Origin of the sequence: Burkholderia sp. FERM BP-3421 (genome assembly GCF_028657905.1) — a bacterium.
Lineage (GTDB): Bacteria > Pseudomonadota > Gammaproteobacteria > Burkholderiales > Burkholderiaceae > Burkholderia.
Window position 1 is genome coordinate 739,439 of the sequence record NZ_CP117781.1, and the last position, 22,775, is coordinate 762,213.

At 67.5% G+C, this 22,775-nt stretch carries 20 protein-coding genes and 3 pseudogenes; 7 read left to right on the top strand and 16 right to left on the bottom strand.

The features are described 5' to 3' along the window. The first annotated feature begins 4 nt into the window (after positions 1-4). On the top strand, positions 5-1,441 hold the full coding sequence (locus Bsp3421_RS06395; protein WP_273997503.1) for a Do family serine endopeptidase: 1,437 nt from the start codon (positions 5-7) through the stop codon (positions 1,439-1,441). Between the two features lie 12 nt (positions 1,442-1,453). On the opposite strand, the gene Bsp3421_RS06400 is transcribed toward Bsp3421_RS06395, so the two are convergent. From Bsp3421_RS06400 to Bsp3421_RS06425, 6 genes are all read right to left on the bottom strand, one after another. Continuing rightward, positions 1,454-1,846, bottom strand: a complete 393-nt coding sequence (locus Bsp3421_RS06400) for a carboxymuconolactone decarboxylase family protein (RefSeq protein WP_273997504.1) — start codon at positions 1,844-1,846, stop codon at positions 1,454-1,456. Positions 1,847-2,037: 191 nt separating this feature from the next. Next, the gene (locus Bsp3421_RS06405; protein WP_273997505.1) at positions 2,038-3,012 is read right to left on the bottom strand and encodes a helix-turn-helix domain-containing protein; all 975 of its coding nucleotides are present in this window, start codon (positions 3,010-3,012) and stop codon (positions 2,038-2,040) included. Positions 3,013-3,211: 199 nt separating this feature from the next. Further along, positions 3,212-3,802 (bottom strand): HD domain-containing protein, encoded by a 591-nt coding sequence (locus tag Bsp3421_RS06410; RefSeq protein ID WP_273997506.1) that lies wholly within the window; start codon positions 3,800-3,802, stop codon positions 3,212-3,214. Between the two features lie 43 nt (positions 3,803-3,845). Continuing rightward, positions 3,846-4,451, bottom strand: coding sequence for a helix-turn-helix domain-containing protein (locus Bsp3421_RS06415; RefSeq protein WP_273997507.1), 606 nt, complete (start codon positions 4,449-4,451; stop codon positions 3,846-3,848). Between the two features lie 137 nt (positions 4,452-4,588). After that, the gene (locus tag Bsp3421_RS06420) at positions 4,589-4,960 is read right to left on the bottom strand and encodes a hypothetical protein (RefSeq protein WP_273997508.1); all 372 of its coding nucleotides are present in this window, start codon (positions 4,958-4,960) and stop codon (positions 4,589-4,591) included. A gap of 108 nt (positions 4,961-5,068) precedes the next feature. After that, entirely contained in the window at positions 5,069-5,317 is a 249-nt protein-coding gene (locus Bsp3421_RS06425; RefSeq protein ID WP_273997509.1) for a hypothetical protein, read from the bottom strand. Positions 5,318-5,741: 424 nt separating this feature from the next. Between Bsp3421_RS06425 and Bsp3421_RS06430 the strand changes: the two genes are divergently transcribed. Continuing rightward, on the top strand, positions 5,742-7,052 hold the full coding sequence (locus Bsp3421_RS06430) for a leucine-rich repeat-containing protein kinase family protein (protein WP_273997510.1): 1,311 nt from the start codon (positions 5,742-5,744) through the stop codon (positions 7,050-7,052). Between the two features lie 27 nt (positions 7,053-7,079). Here the strand turns inward: Bsp3421_RS06430 and Bsp3421_RS06435 are convergent, their stop codons facing one another. Continuing rightward, positions 7,080-7,652, bottom strand: coding sequence for a hypothetical protein (locus tag Bsp3421_RS06435; protein WP_273997511.1), 573 nt, complete (start codon positions 7,650-7,652; stop codon positions 7,080-7,082). 195 nt (positions 7,653-7,847) lie between these two features. Here Bsp3421_RS06435 and Bsp3421_RS06440 point away from each other — a divergent pair, with 195 nt between their 5' ends. Together Bsp3421_RS06440 and Bsp3421_RS06445 are read left to right on the top strand one after the other, a co-directional pair. After that, positions 7,848-8,612 (top strand): metallophosphoesterase family protein, encoded by a 765-nt coding sequence (locus tag Bsp3421_RS06440; RefSeq protein ID WP_273997512.1) that lies wholly within the window; start codon positions 7,848-7,850, stop codon positions 8,610-8,612. Between the two features lie 81 nt (positions 8,613-8,693). Next, positions 8,694-8,828, top strand: a pseudogene (locus Bsp3421_RS06445) (IS5/IS1182 family transposase); the annotation flags it as partial. Between the two features lie 91 nt (positions 8,829-8,919). Here the strand turns inward: Bsp3421_RS06445 and Bsp3421_RS06450 are convergent. From Bsp3421_RS06450 to Bsp3421_RS06465, 4 genes and pseudogenes are all read right to left on the bottom strand, one after another. After that, entirely contained in the window at positions 8,920-9,507 is a 588-nt protein-coding gene (locus Bsp3421_RS06450; RefSeq protein ID WP_273997513.1) for a hypothetical protein, read from the bottom strand. Next, positions 9,482-10,486 (bottom strand): hypothetical protein, encoded by a 1,005-nt coding sequence (locus Bsp3421_RS06455; protein WP_273997514.1) that lies wholly within the window; start codon positions 10,484-10,486, stop codon positions 9,482-9,484. The genes Bsp3421_RS06450 and Bsp3421_RS06455 overlap by 26 nt, the downstream gene beginning before the upstream one ends. Beyond that, positions 10,461-13,178: a type VI secretion system Vgr family protein gene (locus Bsp3421_RS06460; RefSeq protein ID WP_273997515.1), complete on the bottom strand. Its 2,718-nt coding sequence runs from the start codon at positions 13,176-13,178 to the stop codon at positions 10,461-10,463. The genes Bsp3421_RS06455 and Bsp3421_RS06460 overlap by 26 nt, the downstream gene beginning before the upstream one ends. A 316-nt stretch (positions 13,179-13,494) precedes the next feature. Further along, positions 13,495-14,000 (bottom strand): annotated as a pseudogene (locus tag Bsp3421_RS06465) (transposase); the annotation flags it as partial. Positions 14,001-14,162: 162 nt separating this feature from the next. Between Bsp3421_RS06465 and Bsp3421_RS06470 the strand changes: the two are divergent. From Bsp3421_RS06470 to Bsp3421_RS06480, 3 genes and pseudogenes are all read left to right on the top strand, one after another. Further along, positions 14,163-14,618, top strand: a complete 456-nt coding sequence (locus Bsp3421_RS06470; protein WP_273997516.1) for an RbsD/FucU family protein — start codon at positions 14,163-14,165, stop codon at positions 14,616-14,618. Between the two features lie 13 nt (positions 14,619-14,631). Next, positions 14,632-15,010, top strand: a pseudogene (locus Bsp3421_RS06475) (DUF1493 family protein). A gap of 302 nt (positions 15,011-15,312) precedes the next feature. After that, positions 15,313-15,747 (top strand): DoxX family protein, encoded by a 435-nt coding sequence (locus Bsp3421_RS06480; protein WP_273997517.1) that lies wholly within the window; start codon positions 15,313-15,315, stop codon positions 15,745-15,747. Between the two features lie 48 nt (positions 15,748-15,795). Here Bsp3421_RS06480 and Bsp3421_RS06485 read toward each other — a convergent pair whose 3' ends face one another. The 5 genes from Bsp3421_RS06485 to Bsp3421_RS06505 all read right to left on the bottom strand — a co-directional run bounded on the left by Bsp3421_RS06485 (position 15,796) and on the right by Bsp3421_RS06505 (position 22,725). Then, positions 15,796-16,395, bottom strand: a complete 600-nt coding sequence (locus tag Bsp3421_RS06485; RefSeq protein ID WP_273997518.1) for a hypothetical protein — start codon at positions 16,393-16,395, stop codon at positions 15,796-15,798. Further along, positions 16,392-18,482, bottom strand: coding sequence for a hypothetical protein (locus tag Bsp3421_RS06490; protein ID WP_273997520.1), 2,091 nt, complete (start codon positions 18,480-18,482; stop codon positions 16,392-16,394). The genes Bsp3421_RS06485 and Bsp3421_RS06490 overlap by 4 nt, the downstream gene beginning before the upstream one ends. Before the next feature lie 517 nt (positions 18,483-18,999). Beyond that, complete coding sequence (locus tag Bsp3421_RS06495) at positions 19,000-20,055, bottom strand: ABC transporter ATP-binding protein (protein ID WP_273997521.1); 1,056 nt, start codon at positions 20,053-20,055, stop codon at positions 19,000-19,002. Between the two features lie 22 nt (positions 20,056-20,077). Then, positions 20,078-21,694, bottom strand: a complete 1,617-nt coding sequence (locus tag Bsp3421_RS06500; RefSeq protein ID WP_273997522.1) for an ABC transporter permease — start codon at positions 21,692-21,694, stop codon at positions 20,078-20,080. 8 nt (positions 21,695-21,702) lie between these two features. Beyond that, positions 21,703-22,725 carry an iron ABC transporter substrate-binding protein gene (locus Bsp3421_RS06505; RefSeq protein ID WP_273997523.1) on the bottom strand — a complete coding sequence of 341 codons (1,023 nt, stop codon included), beginning with the start codon at positions 22,723-22,725 and terminating at the stop codon, positions 21,703-21,705. Positions 22,726-22,775: the final 50 nt, after the last annotated feature.

Sequence of the window (22,775 nt, forward strand, 5' to 3'; positions counted from 1 at the left end):
CGCGATGAGAACCGGGAGGATCGTGGGCACGCTTGCCCGGCGGGGCGCGCTGATCGGCGTCGCGTGTGCGGCATGGGGCATCGGCGCGCCGGCTGCCGCGTCGGCGGCCGCCGCGCTCTCCGCCGCCGACGCGCCGCTCGCGGCCGTCGTTCCCGCCGGCGCGCCGAGCTTCGCGCCGCTCGTCAAGCGCTATGGCGCGGCGGTGGTCAACATCAGCGTGACCCGCGAGGTCGCGCAGGTCGGGACGTGGCTGCCGCCCGGCGTGCCGCCCGATCATCCGCTCGCGGCGCTGCTCGGGCGGCGCGTGATCGGCGACCGCGAGGAACAGAGCCTCGGCTCGGGCTGCATCGTCAGCGCGGACGGCTACATCGTCACCAGCCGCCACGTGGTCGGCGAGGCGCGCATGGTCGACGTGAAGCTGCCCGACAAGCGCGAATTCAAGGGGCGCGTGATCGGCAGCGATGCGCTGTCCGACATCGCGGTGGTCAAGGTCGAGGCGGACGACCTGCCGGCGATCATGCCCGGCGATCCGGCGCGCGTGCAGGTGGGCGACTGGGTGGTGGCGATCGGCTCGCCCTACGGTTTCGCGAACACGGTGACGGCCGGCATCGTCGGCGCGAAGGGGCGCACGCTGCCGGGCGACACCTATGTGCCGTTCCTCCAGACCGACGTGCCGATCAATCCCGGCAATTCGGGCGGCCCGCTGTTCGACCTGAACGGGCGCGTGATCGGCATCAACGCGATGATCTATTCGAAGACGGGCGGCTACCAGGGCATCTCGTTCGCTGTGCCGATCGATGTCGCGCTGAACGTGAAGGACCAGCTGCTCGCGAACGGCTACGTGCGGCGCGGCCGGCTGGGCGTCGGGTTGCAGGACATGAGCCAGCCGCTCGCGCAGTCGTTCGGGCTCGCGCGTCCGGACGGCGCGCTCGTGACGATGACCGAGCCCGACGGGCCCGGTGCGCGGGCCGGCCTGCGCGCGGGCGATGTGGTGCAGGCGCTCGACGGCGCGGGCGTGGCCGACACGACCGACCTGCTCGCGCGGATCGCGCGGCTCGCGCCGGGCGCGCGTGCCGACCTGATGGTCTGGCGCGGCGGCCGGGCGCTGCCCGTGAGCGTGCGGGTGGGCGGCCTGCAAAGCCCGGGCGGCGCGCCGGATGCGGCGCCCGCGCCGGAGCCGTTGGGGGTGACGGTGCGGCCGCTCACGCCGCAGGAACTGCAGCGCGCGCAGCTCGACCGGGGGTTGCTGGTGCAGCGCGTGAGCGCGCGCGCCGCGCGCCTCGGGCTCAAGCCCGGCGATATCGTGCTGTCGGTCAACGAGACCGCGGTGGCGAGCGTCGAGCAGTTCGCATGGCAGGTCGGCGCGGCGCGCACCGGGGTCGCGCTGCTCGTGCAGCGGGGCAATGCGCGCTTCTACGTGCCGCTGAACGCGGATGCGTGAGCGGGGGCGGCGCTAGTCGTACACCGGTTCTTCCGGCGTGGCGTCGAAGACGGCCTGGGCGGCCCACAGCGCATTGATCGCGGTCGGAAAGCCCGCGTAGACGGCAAGCTGCAACAGCGCCTCGACGATCTCCGTGCGCGAGACGCCGACCCGCAGCGCGGCCTCGAGGTGGATCTTGAGCTGAGGCTCGCAGTGGCCGAGCGTGGCGAGCGCGACGATGATGGTCAGCTCGCGCTGCTGGAGCGTCAGGCCGGGCCGTTGATGGATCTCGCCGTAGGCGAATTCGACGATGTAGCGCTCGATGTCGGGGCAAATCCGGTTCAGGCTGTCGAGCACGCGTTCGCCGGGACGTCCGGTGACCGCCGAGAAATGCTCGCTGCCGAGAAAGTCGCTCAGATGGCTCATGGGAGGCGCCGGTCGGGTGGTGGATGCGGTGCGTGGCTGCATTGGATACGGTATGAAACGGATCGCGGGAGCGCAAGGCGAAGATTCGGGCGCGGGCAGCGGCGCGCGGGAGCCCGCGCGGGCCCTGCCAGAACAGGTAGGGTTTGCTGGCACGACCGATGCAGGGGCGGCCCGGCGGGCCGCGCGACGACCTATGCCTCGCGATTCCGGGCGGCGCGCTCGGCTGTCTCGCCCGGCGTATGCCCGAACGCGGCTTTGAACGCGCGGAAAAAGTGCTTGCCGTCGGGAAAGCCGTACCGCGAGGCGAGCGATTCGATCGATTCGCGCGGCCGCGCGGGATTCGACAGGATCTGATGGATCAGTTCGAGCCGCTGGCGCTGGATCTGCCGCATCACGCCGCCGTCCTGCTCGAACAGCTGATAGAGGCGCGAGCGCGAGACGCCGACCGCCTTGCAGATCTGCGCGGGCGTCAGGTCCGGCGAGGCGAGATGCAGCTCGATATGGCGGCGCACGCGCCTGACGATGGCGCTCGCGAGCACGGGATCCGCCTGTTCCAGCACGTCGGGGCGGGGCGCCACGCTTGCGCCGGCGAGCAGGGTGGTCGCCTGGGCGATCCGGGGCAGGTCGTCGGGCGTGAGTTGCGGCAGGGCGCGGGCGAGCGCGAGCAGGTGCTCGGCGAACAGCTGCGCGACGCCGTGCGTCAGCGATTGCCCGTGCAGATGGTGCGCGGCGGCGGGCAGCAGCGCGCGGGGAATCGCGAGCCAGATCACCTCGCCCGTCACCACCTGCGATTGAAAGGGTTCGGTCGAATCGATGACGAACAGCTCGTGCGGACGCTTCATGTCCTCGCCGGCCGGGCCGCGCAGCGTGAGCGAGCCGGAGCGTCGCAGCGTGAACTGATAGACGTCGAGGCTGTCGAGGTTGATGCGCGCCTGCGAGCGGTTCGCCGCGATCACCGCGGGCCGCGACGGGTGCAGCCAGGTATGCCGGCCGAACGTCAGCGGCCCCAGCACCGCTTCCTCGCAGGCCCAGTCGAACGGCACGCCTGCGTCGTCCTCGAGCGTGTAGGCGCAGCCGCCGTCCGCGCGCCAGGCATCGAAGCGGGCCGGAGCCGGCACGTCGAGCGTGGTCCAGCGGAAGATGTCGAGATGCGCCGAGTCGTTCATGATGCGTTCCCCGATCCGCCCGGGAAGGCGGCGAAGCAGCCGGTCGCATGGTGACGGTGTTGCGGGAACAGCGGGCGAGCGGCGCCGGACGTTGCGCGCGGTGCGGCGCAATGGAAGTCCATTGTAAGCGTAACGGGCGGCGCGTTGGCGCGGACGCCAAGGGGCCGCCGCGGGGGTGGGCGCGACGGAGGCCGGCGCGCTATGCCTCGGCCTGCGCGTCCGGCCGGGTATCGATGCGCGCCTGCGTGTCGGCGTCGACGAGCGCGCGCAGCGCCTCGAACAAGGGCGCGGCGCTCGTGTACCGACGCCCGTAGGCGAGGTTGAACGCGTAGTCGAAATCGTCGGGATTCTTGCCCTGCGCGTGCTGCAGGATCGTTTCCAGCTTGTCGAACGCCTTGACCGCGCGCGCTTCGGGGCTGGCCGCGCGCTCGTAGTCATCCCAGAGCGCGAGGAGACGCGCGCGCATGCCGTCGTCGAGCGCGCGGCTCAGATGCAGCAGGTCCTGCCGCTCGCGCGCGCTTTTGTCCGGATGCGCATGCTGCTCCGTCGCGGGGATGTCGCCGTGGATCGCCTCGCCCAGATCGTGCACGACGCACATGCCGAGCATCCGCAGCGGATCGACGCCGTCGAGCGCGTCGCTGAACACGAGCGCCATCAGGCACAGACGCCAGCTGTGCTCGGCCGTGCTTTCGGGGCGGCCGGACGAGGTGTGGCCGCTGCGGAGTACGTCCTTGAGTCGTTCCGCCTCGCGCAGGAAGGCGAGGCGTCCCTTGAGGGTGTCGAGGTCCATGCAGGAGTCCAAAGGTGGTGGCGCGCCGGGCCGGACTTCAATCCTAGGGAATGCCGCGCGCGGCGTCCACGCATGAAATATGCGCGGCCGGCCGCAGCGTCTCGACGAGGCGGGCCGAGGTACCGTCGGCGAGCGTCATGCGGGTCCAGCGGCAACGGCCCGCATGGATCGGCACGATCGCCGAGCCGTTCACGCCCGTCGCGAATTCCAGCGCCGGCGGCGCGAGGCTGTCGCGCCATCCCAGCGTATCGAGCGCGGCTTCCTGGCCCATGATCTCGGGCGTGGCGTAGCGCCACAGCGAGCGGCCGAGCAGATCGGCGAGCGGCGCGCCGAACTCGGCCGCGCGCGTGGGCGAACACGCGAGCAGGCGATGCGTGAGATCGCAGACGAGGTGGACCGGGCGCGGGCTCTCCCGGACGAGGCGCGCGAGCGCGTGATCGGCGGGGGCGTCGAGCCGGGCGGACAACACGTGTTCGACGCGCGCGCGCTCGGCGGGCTCCATGTCGTGAAGGCCGCTTTCCCAGCGCGAGATGGTCGATTGCGCGACGCCGAACAGCGCGGCCGCGTGCGCCTGCTTGATCCGATGCAGCCGACGCCAGCGCTTGAAGGCGGCGCCGATCGGAACGGGGTGGAGGCGGGTGTCGTGCATGGCGGGCGCCGGGGAGGGGCGGAGCGAACAGTTTACCCGCCGCGCCCTGCCGCAGCGAGTGCCGCCCTGTCGCGGCGCGTCGGATGCGTTCGCCTCTTGGCGCGCCCGACGCGCTGCCTGCGGCAACCGGGCGTGCGTCAGCCGCGCACCATCTTGATCACGCGCGACACCTGCCCGATCGTGAAGCCGCTGTGACGGATATAGGGTGCGCAGTCGAGCGGCGCGGTCAGGGATTCGCCGACCGCGAATTCGCCGACATAGCGGAACAGGTCGACTTCGAGCTTGATGAAGACCGGTATCGCGCCGCCTTGCCGCGCGAGGGTTCTGCCGGCCGCGCGCACCGCGGCCGCGCCGTCGCAGATGATCACGTCGGGCGCCTGCGGATTCAGCGCGGGGCTCAGGCAGGCGGCGACCACCTTGCCGTTCCTGGTCGGCAGGAATGCCTGCTTGCTGCCGCCGCACGCGCGATGGATGGCTTCGCGGGAGTAGTTCTTGTTCATTTCAAACATGATGGACCTCGTTGTGATGACACGTTGCAGCTTTGATGGCGATGCAAAAATAGGTATGCCTAAATATTCGAGCGGAATCGGGAAACGGAAAAACCTCGTCGACTTCCCTCAGCGCCGTTCGTCCAATGCGCCCAAGGCCTGGAGCACGGCGCGCCCTTCCTGCGTGATCGCGAACTGGACGTCGTCGCCGGCCGCATGGCTCAGCTCGACGAGCCCGGCTTCCAGCAGCGCGATCACGTCGGGGTTGTCGATGCGCGAGTCGATCGGCGCGTGGCGCAGCAGCACGAGCGCCGCCATTTCATGCGCGCTCAGATACCGCGCGCCGTCCGGCGCGCGATGGAGTTCGATCGTTTTCATCACCACACTTCCTTTCCAGAAGAGGTCGCGCGACGGCCTCGCGGACATGCGTCGGCGACGCGCGACGTGCCGAGCGTGAACGAATCGCCGCTCGGGTCGGGTCGAAACAAGGTGCACGGAGGGTTTGCAGCGGGCACCGTCTGCCTGCGGGCAGGACGGCGATCAAGAACAGCGGCGCGCGGAGGTCCTGCCGATCAGGCGGAGAGAGGGGCTGACGGTCGACGACATCGGCTTTTCATGGCAGCGGCATACACATGCTGAAGTTCGGAATATTCTAGAGATTCCGCCTCCGCCGGCAAGTAAAAAGGTCGTAAAGAGGCGCGCCGAAGCGATGGCCGGAGCGGCGGCGATCCGGGTAAAATGCGCGCGAAACGGCACGAAACGACGACCAACCCGACAGCAGCACCCGAACCCGGCATCCACTGTGACGACTTCCCTCGAACAACTGCAGCGCGGGCAACTCAAAGGCGCCCGGCGACTCAAGCTTGCTTGCGGCCTGACCGAGTTTCCGCGCGAGATATTCGATCTCGCCGAGACGCTGGAAGTGCTCGATCTGTCGGGCAATGCCTTGTCGTCGTTGCCCGACGATTTGCCGCGGCTGAGCCGCCTGCGCATCCTGTTCGCCTCCGACAATCGCTTTACCGTGCTGCCCGAGGTGCTGGGCGACTGCCCGCAACTGGAGATGATCGGCTTCAAGGCGAACCGGATCGACACCGTGCCGGGCGGCGCGTTGCCGCCCGCGTTGCGCTGGTTGATCCTGACCGACAACGCGCTCGACCGGCTGCCTGCCGGGATCGGTCGCTGTGCGCCGTTGCAGAAGCTGATGCTGGCGGGCAACCGCCTGCGCGCATTGCCCGCCGAACTGGCCGCCTGCGAGCGGCTCGAACTCGTGCGGCTCGCGGCGAATCAGCTGGAAGCCCTGCCCGAATGGCTGTTGCGCCTGCCCCGGCTTGCCTGGCTCGCGTATGCGGGCAATCCCTTCTGCGCGGAACAGGAGGCTGCCGCGGCCGCGGACACGACGGTCGCCGAGATCGACTGGAACACGCTGTCGCTCGACGAGAAGCTCGGAGAAGGGGCCTCGGGCATCATCCACCGGGCTGTGTGGCGCACGCCCGAGGGGGGCGCGCAACCGGTAGCCGTGAAGCTGTTCAAGGGGGCGGTGACGAGCGACGGCTTGCCGGCCCGCGAGATGGCCGCCTGCCTTCATGCCGGCCCGCACCCGAACCTGATTCCGGTGATCGGCAGGGTAAGCGGCCACCCGGAGGGGGCCCAGGGGCTCGTCATGGCGCTGATCGATCCCGCGTTCGTGAACCTGGCCGGGCCGCCGAGCCTGGCATCGTGCACGCGCGACATCTATGCGCCGGCGCTGCGCCTCGACGCGGCGTCGGCGCTGCGGCTCGCGCACGGCATCGCCTCGGCGGCCTGCCGCTTGCATGCGCGCGGCATCATGCACGGCGACCTCTATGCGCACAACATCCTGCATGGCGGCGCGGGGCCGGTGTTGCTGGGCGACTTCGGCGCGGCGTCGCTGTACGACGTGCACGACGCGGCGCATGCGCAGGCGTTGCAGCGCCTGGAGGTGCGGGCGTTCGGCTGCCTGCTGGAAGAACTGGCGGAGCGCGCCGGCGACGCGGACGAACTCCGCGCGCTCGCGGCGGCCTGCCTCGACATCGAGCCGTCGCGTCGGCCCGGCTTCGCGGATATCGAGGCGACGCTGCGGGCGTCGTTGCGTTGAGCCGCGCGGCGAGGCTCGGGCGCGGCGTCAGCGATCGGCGCCGAGGGCCGCGCGCAGCGTCGTCATGATCCGCAGATACAAGCGCCGCACTTCAGCGCGGTCGGCCACGTCGGCGGTCGAGAAGCGCTGTGCCCAGGCGGCTTGCCACGCATGGCTGCCGTGCCGCGCGCGATCGCCGTCGGGGCTTTCGATGTGCGAGCGGATCTTCGCGTCGAGTCCCGCGCCCGCGTGCGTCTCGAACAGCGCGCGCATGAAGTCCTGATACGCGAGATAGACGCCGTCGTCGAACAGATGGCGGTAGAGATGCAAGGTCTTGTCCAGCTCGCGCTTGGTGCGGATCACCTCGTCGGGGGTGATGTCCTTCCAGTCGCCGACCCAGGTGTAGAAGCACAGCAGCCGGTTGAGCAGCGGCGCGATCCGGTCGTAGATGTCGAGCCGCTTCTCGATCAGCTTCTGGTTGGTCCATTGCACGAGTTCGAGCCGCTTCAGGCGCCGGCTGATCAGCCAGCCGAGCGCGGTGACCGACAGCGGCGTCAGGATGTCGACGGCCAGCCGGACGATCTCGAGCGTACTCCACGACGTTCCCGTTGACGGCGGCATGACGGCTCCCGGTGCGCATGGCGAAGTCGCCAATTTATCACCGGCAGATGCGTTTGCCGTGACGCGGGCGCGGGGCCGGCCGCGCGCGTCGCGCCCGACGCCGCGCGCGCCGTCATGCTACGCTGCGCCCCATGCGACGCCGTTCCGCGCGCGTCCGCGTCGATCCCGTCCTGTCTCCGTGGAAAGCCCGCCATCATGCGCCTGTTCGCGTTGTCCGACCTGCATGTCGATTTCGAGGCCAATGCCCGCTGGGTGGCGGCGCTGTCGCGCAGCGACTACCGGCAGGACGTGCTGATCCTGGCGGGCGATCTGACCGATTCGCTCGCGCAGCTGCAATGGTGCCTGGAGCAGCTTGCGCAGCGTTTCCGCAAGGTGTTCTTCGTGCCGGGCAATCACGATCTGTGGGTCGCGCGCGATGCCGCCTCCGTCACCTCGCTCGACAAGTTCGCGGCGGTGATGCGCGCGGCCGAGGACAGTGGAGCGATGCTGCGCGCCGAGGTGGTCGAGGGCGTCGCGATCGTGCCGCTGCTCGGCTGGTACGACGGCAGCTTCGGGGCGCCGGGTCCGGCGCTGCGCGACGCATGGATGGATTTCCACGCGTGCCGCTGGCCCGAGGGCTGGGCGGATGTCGACATCGCCGACTACTTCCTGGGCCGGAACGTGCTGCCGGAGCGGCTGGGCGGCGACCTGACGCTGTCGTTCTCGCATTTCCTGCCGCGCATCGACGTGATGCCGGCGTACATCCCGCCTGGAAAGCGCATGCTCTACCCGGTGCTGGGCAGTGCGCGGATCGAGCAGTTGGTGCGGGCGATCGGCTCGGATATCCACGTGTACGGCCACAGCCACGTCAATCGCGATGTGCAGATCGACGGCGTGCGCTACGTGAACAATGCGTTCGGCTATCCGCACGAGACGCGGATCACCAGCAAGACGCTGCGCGTCATTCACAGCACGGCTTAGAAGCTGTTGCGAAATTACGGATTAGGTCCGTTACTTTTTCGAGGGGAAAAGTCCCTGACCTGTTTTGCCTGCCAGGAAGCGATGCACAAAGAATTGATAGACGACGAGCCGTGGCTACTCATCGAACCTTTGCAGCCGAAGCAAACGCCGTAGAACCGCCGGTATGCGGGCCGCAAGTCAACGCCAGACCGAGCGGTGCTGACAGGCATCGTATTTGGGCATAGAACATGCGCACTCAGGTTAAAGGCGATGATCGGCAAGCGTCCGTCTTGCCGCCAGCATCAACGCTCTCGACAAAATTGAGAAGCTATTGATCGGCGACGAATGTACCGCTCTTGTAGTGATATATGCGTGTGAGCGGCGCCGGTCTGGTGTAGTTCAACCAGTGAATCTGGAAGCCACCACCATCTTCCGTCCATGTGATCGCAAGGTAGGGGGACTTGTTTCCTGAATCGGTGAACAAATCGATATTCTTGAGGCAGCTCTGTACGAGTGTCGAATACGCTTGTTCTGCCCGATTGCCATTTAGGCGAAGCACATAAAGCGTACCTTCCTCACCTGCTCCACAGTAGCCGGTTGGATTGTCGCTGGACGATTGATTGACCACAACCATGACGAATTCCTGACCATCGATCACGGTGGCCTGAGCTGCGGGAAATGTGATACTTGATGACGACATCAATGCACGACGCAGCTCCGCAGAAACGGTAAGCGTCAGTAGCTTGCCATGTCTTGCGTCAGTCATGACCAGCCGGTGCGCTTTTTCCTGCAAAATCGGTCCTGCGCTTAGCTGAACAAACTGCGGTGCCGGCGTTTGTCCGGCCGCGACGGAGTTGAAAGTGCCAACAATCGCTGCACACATCACCACCTTAATTGTTTGACATGTGGTCTGCATAACAGATGCCAGAGTAAATCCAAACGTGTTCATCGGAGCGGCCGGACTTCCCTTGCTTGTACGTGTCCTTGTCTCGCTTGTGCAATTCTTCCACAGTCTTGCCTGCGTTTGCGTCCTTCGACATATCCCAGCCAATATTCCCGGTGTCGGGATCGCACATGATCGTCCCGTTCGGCACCCACGCGTTCGATGCTTCGTCCCACCGGTAGTAGACGCTGCCATTCCAGCGAGAGAACGTCGCTCGAATCAGTTGGTCATCAGTATATGGATGTCCCGACAAGTCTCCCTTGGCATACCCCTGCTTTTCCTGATAAAGCTTGATGCCGACTTTGATATTTTCTTTCCAGTTCCAGGCCTGTTCGTAGGTAGGCGCGGGGTTCGTCATCTGCGTCATACCATATCCGTTATCGAATGCGACAACCGGCTCGTTGTCTGCATTTATGAAGTTCTTGTAGTGGCTTTCCCGGTTGATAACGCGATCAAACCCAACAGCATTCTGCTGCGTCTTCAGGAATTCCAGAACGGCATCCTTACTGGGATTGGTACCGACAATAAACACGGTGCGCCTAAATTCCTCAGCCCCTGCGGAAACCTGGACCACTAGCTTCCCGCCCAGGATCTTTCCGTCGAGATCCGCAATCCAGCTCTTGTCATTGCTGGAGAATGAGCCAGTATCCGAAAAGGTTTTGAGCTTCGCGCCGCGTTTCGCGGACTCCCGCGCTCCACTTACTTGGGCATCCCATGTCACGCTCCACTTCCATTGATACGGTGGCGGTTGGTCAGTTTTGAACTCGAACGTCACCACGGGAAATTTTGGCGCTTCATCGATCACGAACTTGTCGCCTGTCGCGGGACGTACCCACTCGCCAACGTCGCTCCGCACCACGGCTTTCACCAGCGACTTTTGATCAGATCCGGTCGTCGACGCATGCTTCACGTGGCGGGGCGCGGTTTTACGCTTCTTCTTTAGTGCTGTCATCGTCGATCTCCTTGTACACCGTGAGCGAAAGCGACTCGGGCTGATCGGTATAGATGTGCTGGGTGAGTCCTTCGGCGTCGCTGAACCCACTCCACGTCTTCCCAGACTCGCTTTCGATTTCATAGCGTGTGTGAGCCAACACCTCCTCACCATTCTCATCGACCAAGCGGAACTGTTCGTGATATCGCAGCGTGTCGCCAGTATGGGGTAAGCCAGGAAGCACATAGCCTCGCGCGGTCGGACCATCGAAACTGTGCGTCGCGCCCTTGATATCAATCTTGCCGGGTGCGTGGATCTGGATATCGCCATTTGCAATACGGATATAGGCGCCACCGGAGTTGAGGTAAATCTCCTGATTGGCAACGATCTCGATCCTCTCCGTCGCCGACAGGATCTTCACCGTCTTCTGCGCGACCAACTCGATGTTGTCGTCATGCGCCTGGATCTCCACCTTGCCCTTGCCTGCGAACAGCTTCATCCCCGCGTTCTGCGCGAACAGGCTCAGCTTCTCCGTCACGCTCGCGATCAGCGACTTCCCTGCCGCCACGTGCGTGCTCTTCCCGCTCACCACGTTGATGTGCTGGTCCGCGCTGATCTGCGTGCTCTGCTGCGTCGACAGGCCGATCCCCGCCGGGCTCCCGAACAGCATCGCCGGCTCCTTGAACGCCGCCGCCGAGCCCGTCCCGCCGCCCGCCGTGCGCCCGCCCGTCGTGCCGCCCGGCTTCGTGTCGCGCGTCACGTCGCTCAGCGCGCCCAGCGCCGCGCGCCCTTCGCTCAAACTCTCCGCGTGATGGGTCGCGCTCGCGTTCGACAGCGCGTCGAGCAGCTGCTGCGCGTTGCCCAGCTGGCGATGCGTGTCGCTCGCGTCGAACGGCTGGCTCGCCGCCGATTTCGGATAGGTCGTCACATACAGGCCGCCGCCCGCGCGCACCGCGCCGTAGGCGTCCGTGCGCAGGTCGAAGCCCTGCCCGAGGAACGGCCCGCGCGCATTCCCGTCCTGCTGGATCAGGTAGCCCAGATGCAGGTGCGTATTACCCTGGCTGCTGAACAACTGCGCGCGGTTCTGGCCCGTCGCATCGTCGAACACCATCTGGTTGTAGCCGCTGCCCGCGTATTCCTTCGTGCGGTAGCCCGACAGGATCCCGTTCGAATGCCACTGCGGCTTCACCGCCCCGTTGTAAACCCGCGCGGTAATCAGCGGCCGATCGCAGTCGCCGCCCACGTAGTCGACGATCACCTCCTCGCCCACCCGCAGCGGATGCACCGCGCCGTAGCCCGCGCCGCTGTCCGAGAACGCCGCGCGCAGCCAGCACGACGCGCGCTCGTCGCCCGCGTTCAGGCGGTCCCACACGAACTGCACCTTGTGACGGTTCAGGTCGTCGGTATACACCTCCTCGCCCTTCGGTCCCACCACGATCGCCGTCTCCAGGTGCATCTCGGGCTTCGCATGCTCGAACGCGCTGCGGTACGGCACCGACGCGCGCTGCGCCTCGATCTCGACGTGGTAGAACCCTTGCGCGCCGTCGCCCGCGTGCGGCACGCTCGCCGCAGCGGATGCGCCTGTCGCGCGCGCCTCGGCGATCACACCCGCGAGGCTGTGCGGGAAGTTCGTCTCCCCGCCGCCGAGCGGCAGGTTGTTCTCGATCACGCGCGTGATCCCGATGATCACGAACTCGCGCTGCTCGGCCGCGTCGCGGTCGTGCTCCGGATGCCCGGCGAGATGGAAACGGCGGCCCGCGTCCGCGCCGCGCACGCCGCCCACGCCGTGGAAACGCTTCGCGCGCGACTCCCATTCCTCGAGCCGGATCGCCGACAGCCGGTCGCCGTTCGCCTGCGGGCCGTAGGTGTACGCACCCGTGTATTCGTAGACCTCGGTCTGCCCCGGCAGCTCGCCCTGGTTCGCCTTGGTCGGCAACGACGTGCCTTTCGGGTTGTGCAGCGTCGACGGCTGCTTGTAGTCGAACGTGCGCGACGCGAACGCAGTGCTTTGCAGCGTGCGCGAGCCGGCCCACTGCGTGAGCGCGTCGCGCTCGCTGCCGAGATCGGCGCGGTGGAAGCGGATTGTGTCCGGCGTCATCGCATCGAGCGACTGCGGCGTGTCGGTGATGACGAACGTATGCGACTTGCCGTCGTCGGCGTGACGCCAGAAGCCGTACAGGCCCTCCGCTTCGAGCAGGCGGTGCACGAAGTTCCAGTCGGTTTCGCTTTGGCGGCAGTAGGAACGCGACGGCAGCGGCTTCGACAGCGCGAACTGGAAGTGCCCCCGGGCCTGGGGGTGTTCGTTGAAGACGTCGGCAATGATCGCGTCGGCGGGACGGTCCTGCCAGATGCGCTCGTCGCGCCGGAAACGCAGGAAGTGCAGCCACGACGCGAACACCAGCTGATAGCTCGTCAGGCCGCCGTCCGCGCCCAGGCGGCGGGCCGTGTGCACGTAGCCGTTGAACGGGCGATACGATTTGTCGGCCTGCTGCAGCCATGCGGTGACGGGCTGCGCGATCAGCTTCTTCAGTTCGACGTCGCCCGCCCCGGACACGACATCGAGGGTCCAGCTGAAATCACGGCCGAGTGCCGAGACCGCCAACGCACGCCTGGGAACGAACGTGTTCGCCGGCAGCGGTGTGTTCAGCCGCAACAGTCGGTCTTGTTGAAGCAGTCCGGTTCTTATGCTTTCTCTAAGCCGATGCTCGTCCATGAGATGGGATCCAATGGTTTTCTTGCGCGAACCTAGCTGGATGTGAATCCAAGCCGCTCATAAGATACATAATTTCCTGGCTGTAGTTTGTTTCGGCGATGGATTTTCAGATGGAGTCGCCCACTTTGGTGGCAAGCGCGTCAAAGGCCTACTGCGTAAGGAGATCTGGCAAATGGTGTGATATGGCTGCGGAAATCACAAATCTCAAAAATTATCGATAAAAACGCCGCCGATCCTATCAATGTGAAAATTAGTAAAATAATCGAAATGGAGAATTTTATGAAAGCGTGATGCCATACTCGTGCAGAGGAGTTCAGCGTTTTCTTCGGATGGGAGGAATCGCTCCGACTAGCGCATCGAGTTGCGTGATGTCGTTGCAATTGGGGGCAGTCAGGATGACCGTGAGCGGAATGCCTTGTGCATCGACGATGAAATGGTGCTTGCCGCCATGCTTGCGCCGGTCCGTTGGGTTCGGGCCGGTTTTTTTTCCCGTTAGCATCGCGCGAACCGAAGAACCGTCGATAATGGCGCATGCCATGTCGAGTTGACCACGGCGTAAAACTCCGCCAGCAGTGTCTTGTGGATACGTTGTCAGACGCTCGCCTCTTACCATGCAACCATCCGCCTCCAACACGCAGTGCCCGAGCCGCAGCCTATTTCTTGCGGTAGCAGATTCCAGGCGATGCATCGAATACGATGCCTGTTAGTACCGCTCTCTGGCATTGGCTTGCGGCCCGCGTATCGGCGGTTCTGCGGCGCTTGCTTCGGCTGCAAAGGTTCGATGAGTGACCACGGCTCGTCGTCTATCAATTCTTTGTGTATCGCTTCGTGGCAGGCAAAGCAGGTCAGGGATTTCCCCCTCGAAAAAGTAATAGACCTAATCCGTAATTTCGCAACAGCTTCGTAGGCGGACGGCCCGCGGCCGGATGACATCCTTGTGATAGCGTTACGCCTTTTCGTCGCTACCTGATTGGAGAAGCATCGATGCTGAAGAATCTCGATCCGCTGTTGAACGCCGACATCCTGCACGCGCTGCGTGCGATGGGGCACGGCGACGATCTCGTGATCTGCGACGCCAATTTCCCGGCCGAGGCGGTGGCGCGCGGCACCGTGGTCGGCAAGCCGTTGCGGCTCGACGGCGCGGATACCGCGCGCGTGGTGCGCGCCGTGTTGTCGGTGATGCCGCTCGATACGTTCGTGGACGCGCCCGCCGCGCGCATGGAAGTGGTGGGGCATCCCGACGACGTTCCGCCCGTGCAGCGCGAGGCGCAGGTGGAGATCGACCGTGCGGAAGGGCGTGCGGTGCCGCTCGTCGGCGTCGAGCGTTTTGCGTTCTACGAGCGCGCGAAGCACGCGTATGCGGTGATCGTGACGGGCGAGGGGCGCGGGTATGGCTGCTTCCTGTTCAAGAAAGGGGTGTTGCTGCAGCCGGCGGAGTGAGGAGGCGGCCGTGATGACCGACGTCCCGACCTGGGATCAACTCGAAGCTTTCGCTCGCGAGGCGCTGGGCAGGCCGCTGTTCGGCGGGGGCGTTGACGCTGACGCCGGACAGCCAGCTCGAAGAGGACTTGCGGCTGACGGGTGTCGATGCGGTCGAGTTCATCGACGGATGGGCCGAGACGTTCGGCGTCGCGGCGCAAGGCTTCCCGTACAACCGATACTTCGACCCGGACAGCTGGGATGTCGTCGGATCGGTGCTCGGCGTATTTTCGAAGCGGCACCGCGCGCCGCCGCGCGTCCCGCTGACGCTCGGCATGCTGGCCGAGGCCATGCGCCGCGGCCGCTGGGATACGGCCGAGATCGAAGCGGCGGCAGGCGGCGCCCATCCCTGAGCGCGATGCTGCGCTGCCCCGCCCTTAGCGTCCCGCCCGATCCTTCCACCCGCGCGAACCTCCCCTGGCCCGCTCCCGCTTGACGACACAGTAAGGTGATCGAAGCAGCGCGACCGATGCCGCGCCGGGCGCTTAACGCGCTGAATTTGCTCGATAACTTCGCTCGACCGCGCCGCGCCGGCCGCCACTCGCAACTTTTTGCTACAACCTTTTTTCTTGGAGCCCTGCCCGAGACCTCCTATTCTGGCGGATTGACCATGCAGGTCACGCGCCTGCATCGCTAATTCATCAGGAGGTGAGACATGACGCGTTCCGTCGATTCCGGCGTCATCTTGATCGGGCGGCTGCTGCTCGCCACGCTGTTCCTCTGGGGCGGGGCGATGAAGCTGCTCGGATACGCCGAGTTCGTCGGCTATCTGCGCGGCCTGGGCGTGCCCTTCCTTCAGGTGACCGCGCCCGCCGTGGTCGCGATCGAATCGCTGGGCGCGCTGCTGCTGATCGTCGGCTACCGCGTGAAGCCGCTGGCGCTCGCGCTCGCGGCCTACACGATCGCGACCGCGATGATCGGCCACAACTTCTGGGACGCGACGGATGCCGCCGTCCAGCACGACATGGTGATCCACTTCTGGAAGAACGTTGCGATCGCCGGCGGCTTCCTGCTGCTGTACGTGACGGGCGCGGGGGCGGTCAGCATCGACGGCCTGCGCCGTCCGCAGTCCTACGGCCTGTTGCGCTGAGTGAGCGCGCGGCCCGCGCGGGCCGCGGGCCGCACGACCGACGCCGCCTCACGGCGCGCATTCGACGCGCCGCACATACCAGTCCGCGCGCGGCTCCGCCTCGACCTGCGCGCCGCCGCCGGGTACCGACGTGCCGAGCAGCACGAATTGCCAGCAGCGATGCGCGACCTCGTCGGTCAGCCGCACGGGTTGATCCGGTTCGACGCGCAGCGGCGCGTCATGCATCAGCAGATACACGAAGCCCCGCTTGATCCGGCCGACCTGCGTGCCCGGCAGCAGCGTGGCGTGTTCGCCGCCGCCCGCGGTGAGACGCAGCCACGGTGCATCGTCGTGGGTGTCGCGCAGCGTCACGACCCGCATCGGGCCGGCCGGATGCGTGATCGACCACGCGGCCGCATATTGCGGATCGAGCCGTTTCGGCAGGCGCGCCGGCCACGGTGCGATCCGCACCGGCCTGGCGCCGAGGCGGAACTGCAGCGCGCCGTCCGCGTCGAGCCGGAAGTCGCGCACCAGCGTCTCGGCCGTCGCGCCGGACGCGCGCGGCGTGACCCCCTCGATCACGAGCGGCGCGGCGGCGCCCGCCGCCGGCCCCGCCAGCGCGAGTGCGAGCGCCGCCGCCGCACGCAAGCATGCGGCGCGCATCGTCATTGCGCGCTTGCCTGCCGCAGACGCTCGAGCACGGCGACCGGCGGCGCTTCCTCGACCTGGATCTGGCTGCGCTTGATGAGCGGCGGCTGATACCCGCCGACGCCGTAGCTTTGCGCGATCCCGACCAGGTTGTAGTTCTTGCCCGTCACCAGCGCCAGATGCGCCCAGTCGTCGAAGTCATGCAGCCGCGCGTAGATCGTGCGTCCGAAATTGTCGCTCTGCCCGGTCAACGACAAGGCGTACGGCGCCGCCTGCTTCACGCCGTCGAGGTTCCAGTCGCCGAACGCGGTGGGACTCGTGCCCGCGCCGCGCCCGACATACGCCGCCTCGCTGAGCGCGCCTTCGTCGAGGTTCGCGCTGCTGCCGTCGGAGTAGTCGATCCGGAAGCTGTCCTGGGTCGGACCGTGCGGCACGACCGCGGCCGGATACTTGTACGCGACGAAGGTGGCATTGGGCGTGCGGGTGTCGGGCACCACGATGCCTTTCCAGTCGTTCTGATAGTAGTAGTAACGTTCGACCGCATCGGTTCCGGTGCCGTCGGTGGGCACGCCCGACAGCTGGTACAGGTAGTTCATGATGCTCAGGTAGTTCGGCTTGTAGTTGACCGCCAGCTCGTCGCCGCCGTGTCGCAGGCCGAGGCTGTGGCCGAACTCGTGCATCAGGGTCGCTGCCTGGAAGTTCACGCGCATCGTCTCGCCGGCGGGGCTCAGCTTGTCGCCGAGGAAGCCTTTCAGCGTCACGAGCACCTTGTTGCCGGGCAGTTCGGAGACGCCCGACGAGCCTTCGCTGCCGTCCGTGTTCTGCGACGACGCGAACAGGCCGTAGCGGAAGAACGCGCGCCGGCGCGGATCGACCGACTGGCTGTAGTACTCGTAGAGCGACTTGCAGCCCGCGCCGACGGTCGGCCGAGTGATCTGCGCGCACGCGTTGAACGTGCGCTGATGGCTCGTGCCGTCGAGGTTGTAGTGCGCGGGATCGACCTTGGGCGAGAAGCGCGTGCCGGCGTCGAAGTGCACCGCGATGCGATGCGGCGCGAACGCGTCGACCATCTTCGCGAGCGCCGCCGCCTGCAACTGGCGCGCCGGGTCCTGGGTGGCCGCGCGGGCGTCGTCGCCCATGTAGTCGACCTGGATGAACATGTCCTTCTGGCCCGGACGCGCGCCCATCGCATAGAGATCGAGGCCGGCGTAGGTGCCGCCCGGCGTTTTCGCGGTGTCGGGGATGCCGTCGTGGTCGCTGTCGACGACGCCCGCCGCGACGTCGTTCGGGCCGCCGGGCGTCGGGAAGTCGACGAGGGTCCAGTCGGTGCGGCTGCGGGTGGCGGCGAACTGGGCGCTGAGCCGGACGATCGATTGATCGTGGGTGTCGAGCGGATCGAGCGACTGGTTGCCGACATAGGTGGCGGGCGGCGTCGCGAAGGCCGGCACGTTCGCGCCGACCCAGAAGTTCGCGGTGAGCGGCGCGGTGTTGCTCGACCCGAAGCGCACGAAGTCCACGGTGCGGGCCGGCTGCTTCGCGGTCTTGGCCGCCTGCAGCTCGACGAAGCCGCCGCTGTTGTTCCAGTACGGCAGATAGACGCCGCTCGCATCGAGCACGTACACGGCCTTGCTCTTGTCGATCGCGGTGGCGTTCTTCAGGTACGGCGACTTGCGGCCGGCGATCACCACGTAGCCGTTCGCCGGAATCACGAGGTCGGGCAGCGCATAGTTGACCGACGCGCTGACCGACGACGGATCCGCGAGCTTGATGCCGCCCGTGCGCAGGACGTAGCCCTTGAGGTTCACGGCGACGTTCTGCTGGTTGTACAGCTCGACCCACGCGACGCTGTTCGACGCGGTGCCCGCGTCGTAGTCCTTGTCCTGGCGGAAGTTGCCCGCGACTTCGCTGATGTAGAGGCCGTCGGGGGCGGCGGCCGCGCGGCCGGCCATCACCGAGGCTTGCGCGGCGGCGCTCGCGCCGGCATTGGCGGAGGCGGACGGCGCGGGGCTGTCGTCGCCGCCGCAGGCGGTGAGTGCGAGCGCCGCGAACAGCGGAGACAGTTTCAGGAGCGTGCGTGGCAACGCCATGCGCTTGCGGAGGTGGCCCATCGTATCCCTCGATTGGATTGTGATTGATCCGGGCGGCGCAGGATTGAGTGTTGTTTACCGCCCGAAACTAAAAACGTGGAACGCACAGCACATCGGTACGGCTTGTTGAATAGCGTAATTACATAGTTGTTCGAAATGAATAGAACGCGCGACGACCGTCGTGAGACAGGTGCGGCTTGTCTGACTCCGGGTAGCGGGGTGCGACCAGCGACGTGACACCGATGATGAATATACGGTGTAATTTTTCGTAATGGAACAGCGGACAATAATAATTTTGGCGGCGGGCGCGGGGAGACGCGGCCGATATGGCGGATGGAGTGAGGATTGCGGGGAAGGCGGGAGTCGCGCGGATAAACAGGATGCTATGACCTGCTAAACATGCGTGAGGGTGGCGGGATGGCGTGGTGGTTCAAGCAGGCGTGCTGGCACGCCGCGCAGGTCGGATGGGGCGCACGGCGCACGGACAGGAGCGGGCGGATTGACGCCGCGCCCGGACGGCCTTCGGCCGCCCGCCGGCTCAGCCGGCGTAACCCATCACGTCGCCGTCGACCGCGAGCGCGATCCGTTCGCCCGGCGACGGGCAGCGATAGCCGGGCACGCGCACGCGCAGCCGGACCTCCGGATCGTCGACGAGTTGCGCGAACACGAGGGCATCCTGGCCGCCGAACGAGGTGTCGAGCACAAGCGCCTCGCGCCATTGCGCGGCGTCGTCGCGCGGCGCGTGCGCGGGCTGCACGCGGATCTGCTCGGGCCGCAGCATCGCGTCGGCGGGGCCGTCGTGCAGCGGGACGTGCAGCGGCAGGCTGCCGAGCGCGCAGTCGATGCGGCCGTGGCGCGCGCTGCCGCGCAGCAGCACCGCGTCGCCGACGAACGAGGCAAGCTCGCGCGTGGCCGGCTGCCGATACAAGGTTTCGGGGCGCGCGGTCTGCAACAGCCGCCCGCGCCACAGCACCGCGACTTCGTCGCCGAGCGACAGCGCCTCCGGCTGGTCGTGCGTGACGAGCACCGCGGTCGCGTTCGCGGCCGCGAGCGCATCGACCACGGCCGCGCGGGTCTCGACGCGCAGCGACGTATCGAGCGACGAGAACGGTTCGTCGAGGATCACGACCGACGGCGCGGGCGCGAGCGCACGCGCCAGGGCGACGCGCTGCTGCTGGCCGCCCGACAGCTGCTGCGGCGCGCGCCGCGCGCAGTCGGCGGGCAGGCCGACCATTTCGAGCAGCTCGGCGACGCGATGCTGCGCGCGGCGCTGCGTGCGCGGCAGCCCGAACGTGATGTTGTCGGCGACCGACAGATGCGGGAACAGCGCGCCTTCCTGCGGCACGTAGCCGATGCGCCGGGCTTCGGGCGCCACGTGCAGGTCCGGCCCGGCGACGCGCCGGCCGTCGATGTCGACGGTGCCTTGCTCGGCGCGCTCGAAGCCGCACAGGATGCGCAGCAGCGTGGTCTTGCCGCTGCCGGACGGGCCGAGCAGCGCGAGCAGCGCGCCGCGCCGCACGGTCAGGTCGATGCCGTGCAGCACCGGATGGCCGTCGAACGACTTGTGTACGCCGTGGATGCGAATTTCACTCATGATGGAAACCGGAAACGGGGCGTCAATCGCCGCGCGCGGCCGTGGCGCGCACCGACGAGCGGCCGAGCAGCACGAACAGCAGCGCGGAGCCGGCGAGCGACAGCGCGACGAGGAGCGCGGCATAGGGGGCGGCGGCCGCGAACGCGAGCGTCGAGGTGTCGCTCCACACCTGGGTGGCGAGCGTGTGGGTGCCGATCGGGGAAAGCAGCAGGGTCGCGTTGAGTTCGGTGACGACCGAGATGAACACCATCGTCGCGGCCGCGCCGAGCCCGGGGCCGGCGAGCGGCACCAGGACGCGCCACGCGGTCTGCGCCCACGACAGCCCGAGCGAGCGCGCGGTTTCTTCGAGGCGCGCCTGCGCCTGCGCGATGGCCGCGCGCACGCTGACGAGCGCGAGCGGCAGGAACAGGATCGCGTACGCGACGATCAGCATCGGCGCGCTCTGGTAGAGCGGCTGCAGGAAGCGCACCGTGAGCGACACGATGGCGAGCGCGATCACGAGGCCGGGCATGCCCTGCGCGGTGAACACGATGCGTTCGAGCACGGTCGCGATGCGGCTCGGATAGCGGACCAGCACGAACGCGAGCGGCAGCGCGACGACGGTGGTGAGCGCGGCGGCCGTGAGCCCGAGGCCGGCCGAGGCGACGGTCGCGTCCCACAGCAGCTGCGGCGATACATCGGCCGGCGTCACGGCGGCGGCGCCCTGCTGGGTGAGCCAGTAGCCGATCATCGCGAGCGGCACGCCGAGCGTCGCGACGGCGAGCGCCGCGTAGCCGGCGACCGCGAGCCAGCGCCACGCGCCCAGTTCGTAGCGCACGGCGGCGCGGCGGGCGCCGCGATGCGTGAGGTCGTAGCGCGCGCGGCCGCGCACGCGGAATTCGAGCACGAGACAGACGAGGCACAGCAGGATCAGCAGGCAGCCGAGCAGCGATGCGCCGCCGCCGTCGAATTCGATGCGGTACTCGGCGTAGATCTCGGTCGTGAAGGTGCGAAAGCGCAGCAGCGTGAACGCGCCGAACTCGGACAGCACGCCGAGCGCGACGAGCAGCATGCCGCCGAGCAGCGCGGGGCGCAGCTGCGGCAGCACGACGCGCAGGAAGATCTGGCGCGGATTGCAGCCGAGCGTGCGCGCGCTCTCTTCCAGCGCCGGATCGAGGCCGCGCAGCGCGGCGGCGACGGGCAGGTAGACGAGCGGGAAGTAGGACGACGCGAGCACGAGCAGCGCGCCGAGGAAGTCCTGCAGGTCGAGGCTCAGCGAGACCCAGGCGTAGCTCGTGATGAACGGCGGCACGGCGAGCGGCGCCGCCGCGAGCGCGGCCCACAGGGTCCGGCCGGGCAGGTGCGTGCGCTCGACGAACCAGGCGGCCGCGGTGCCGAGCACGGCGCAGACGAGCGTGGTCGCGAGCGTGATCAGCAGCGTGTTGGCGAGCAACTCGGCGACGAGCGGCCGGAACAGCAGCTCGGCCGCGTCGTCGGCGCCGAGGCCCGCCGCGCGATAGACGGTGAACGCGATCGGCAGCAGCACCGCGAGCGGCCCGAGCAGGGCCGCCGCGACGAGACCGCGCGGCGCGCGTCGGCGCGCGCCGCCCGACGGCGCGGGCGGCGCGGCGTGCAGCGCGTCGGCGGCGGTATCGCTCATCGCGCCGCTCAGAGCAGGCCGGCCTGGCGCAGCAGCCTGCCCGCCTGGCTGTCGTCGCCGAGCTGCTGGAACGTCAGCGCGGGCGGGCTCAGCTGGTCGAACGGCTTCAGCAGCGGGTCGGGTGCGACGCCGGCATGCAGCGGGTACTCGAAGCTGATGTGGCCTTTCGCCATCAGGTTCTGCGCGCGCTCGCCGACCAGGTAGGCGAGGAACTTCTGCGCTTCGGCCGTATGCTTCGAGGCCTTCAGCACCGCGGCGCCCGACACGTTGACGAGGCCGCCGACATCGCCGTTCGAGAAGTGGAACAGCGCGCTGCGGGTCGACTTGTCGCCGAGTTCGGCGTGCAGGCGCGCCCAGTAGTAGTTGTTGATGATGCCGGTCACGACGCCGCCGCGGTTGACGGCAGCCGTCACGCCTTCGTCGTCGTCGAAGATCTGCGCATTGGCCTTGAGGCCTTTCAGCCATTGCAGCGTCGCGGCCTCGCCCTTGAGCGCGAGCACGCCGCTCACGAGCGGCAGGAAGTCGGCGTCGCTCGGCGCGATGCCCACCTTGCCCTTCCATTCCGGCTTCGCGAAGTCGAGCAGCGACGGCGGCAGCTGCTGCGGCTGGATCTTCGCGGTGTTGTAGACGATCACGTTCTCGCGCGCGAGCACGCCGACCCAGCTGCCGTCGGGCGCGTTGTAGCGGGCCGGCACGGTCTGCAGCGTCGCCGCGTCGACCTTGGCGAGCAGGCCCTTCTCGTCGAGCAGCACGAGTTCCGGCGAATTCTCGGTGAAGTACACGTCGGCCGGCGTGCGGTCGCCCTCGGCGACGAGCTGCGCGGCGAGCGCCGGGCCTTCGCCCGTGCGGACCTTCACGCTGATCCCGCTTTGCGCCTCGAAGTCCTTGACGAGCTGGTTGACCACTTGTTCGTGCTGCGCGCTGTAGAGCGTGAGCGTCGCGGCATCCGCGAGATGGTTGGTCAGCGCGCCCGTCAACACGAGCGAGGCGACGGCCGCCAGCGTGCGGCGGCGGAGAGAGGATCGGTTCATGGCGTGGGCAGTTCCTTGGTGATCGGGGCTGGGTAGAGAGTAGGGGGCGG

Coding starts and splice junctions, on each gene's coding strand:
- Bsp3421_RS06495 (WP_273997521.1), bottom strand. CDS start 20,055: ATGAGTGAAATTCGCATCCACGGCGTACACAAGTCGTTCGACGGCCAT.
- Bsp3421_RS06455 (WP_273997514.1), bottom strand. CDS start 10,486: ATGACAGCACTAAAGAAGAAGCGTAAAACCGCGCCCCGCCACGTGAAG.
- Bsp3421_RS06415 (WP_273997507.1), bottom strand. CDS start 4,451: ATGCACGACACCCGCCTCCACCCCGTTCCGATCGGCGCCGCCTTCAAG.
- Bsp3421_RS06450 (WP_273997513.1), bottom strand. CDS start 9,507: ATGCAGACCACATGTCAAACAATTAAGGTGGTGATGTGTGCAGCGATT.
- Bsp3421_RS06410 (WP_273997506.1), bottom strand. CDS start 3,802: ATGGACCTCGACACCCTCAAGGGACGCCTCGCCTTCCTGCGCGAGGCG.
- Bsp3421_RS06480 (WP_273997517.1), top strand. CDS start 15,313: ATGACGCGTTCCGTCGATTCCGGCGTCATCTTGATCGGGCGGCTGCTG.
- Bsp3421_RS06435 (WP_273997511.1), bottom strand. CDS start 7,652: ATGCCGCCGTCAACGGGAACGTCGTGGAGTACGCTCGAGATCGTCCGG.
- Bsp3421_RS06470 (WP_273997516.1), top strand. CDS start 14,163: ATGCTGAAGAATCTCGATCCGCTGTTGAACGCCGACATCCTGCACGCG.
- Bsp3421_RS06400 (WP_273997504.1), bottom strand. CDS start 1,846: ATGAGCCATCTGAGCGACTTTCTCGGCAGCGAGCATTTCTCGGCGGTC.
- Bsp3421_RS06440 (WP_273997512.1), top strand. CDS start 7,848: ATGCGCCTGTTCGCGTTGTCCGACCTGCATGTCGATTTCGAGGCCAAT.
- Bsp3421_RS06485 (WP_273997518.1), bottom strand. CDS start 16,395: ATGACGATGCGCGCCGCATGCTTGCGTGCGGCGGCGGCGCTCGCACTC.
- Bsp3421_RS06490 (WP_273997520.1), bottom strand. CDS start 18,482: ATGGGCCACCTCCGCAAGCGCATGGCGTTGCCACGCACGCTCCTGAAA.
- Bsp3421_RS06500 (WP_273997522.1), bottom strand. CDS start 21,694: ATGAGCGATACCGCCGCCGACGCGCTGCACGCCGCGCCGCCCGCGCCG.
- Bsp3421_RS06460 (WP_273997515.1), bottom strand. CDS start 13,178: ATGGACGAGCATCGGCTTAGAGAAAGCATAAGAACCGGACTGCTTCAA.
- Bsp3421_RS06420 (WP_273997508.1), bottom strand. CDS start 4,960: ATGTTTGAAATGAACAAGAACTACTCCCGCGAAGCCATCCATCGCGCG.
- Bsp3421_RS06505 (WP_273997523.1), bottom strand. CDS start 22,725: ATGAACCGATCCTCTCTCCGCCGCCGCACGCTGGCGGCCGTCGCCTCG.
- Bsp3421_RS06395 (WP_273997503.1), top strand. CDS start 5: ATGAGAACCGGGAGGATCGTGGGCACGCTTGCCCGGCGGGGCGCGCTG.
- Bsp3421_RS06425 (WP_273997509.1), bottom strand. CDS start 5,317: ATGAAAACGATCGAACTCCATCGCGCGCCGGACGGCGCGCGGTATCTG.
- Bsp3421_RS06405 (WP_273997505.1), bottom strand. CDS start 3,012: ATGAACGACTCGGCGCATCTCGACATCTTCCGCTGGACCACGCTCGAC.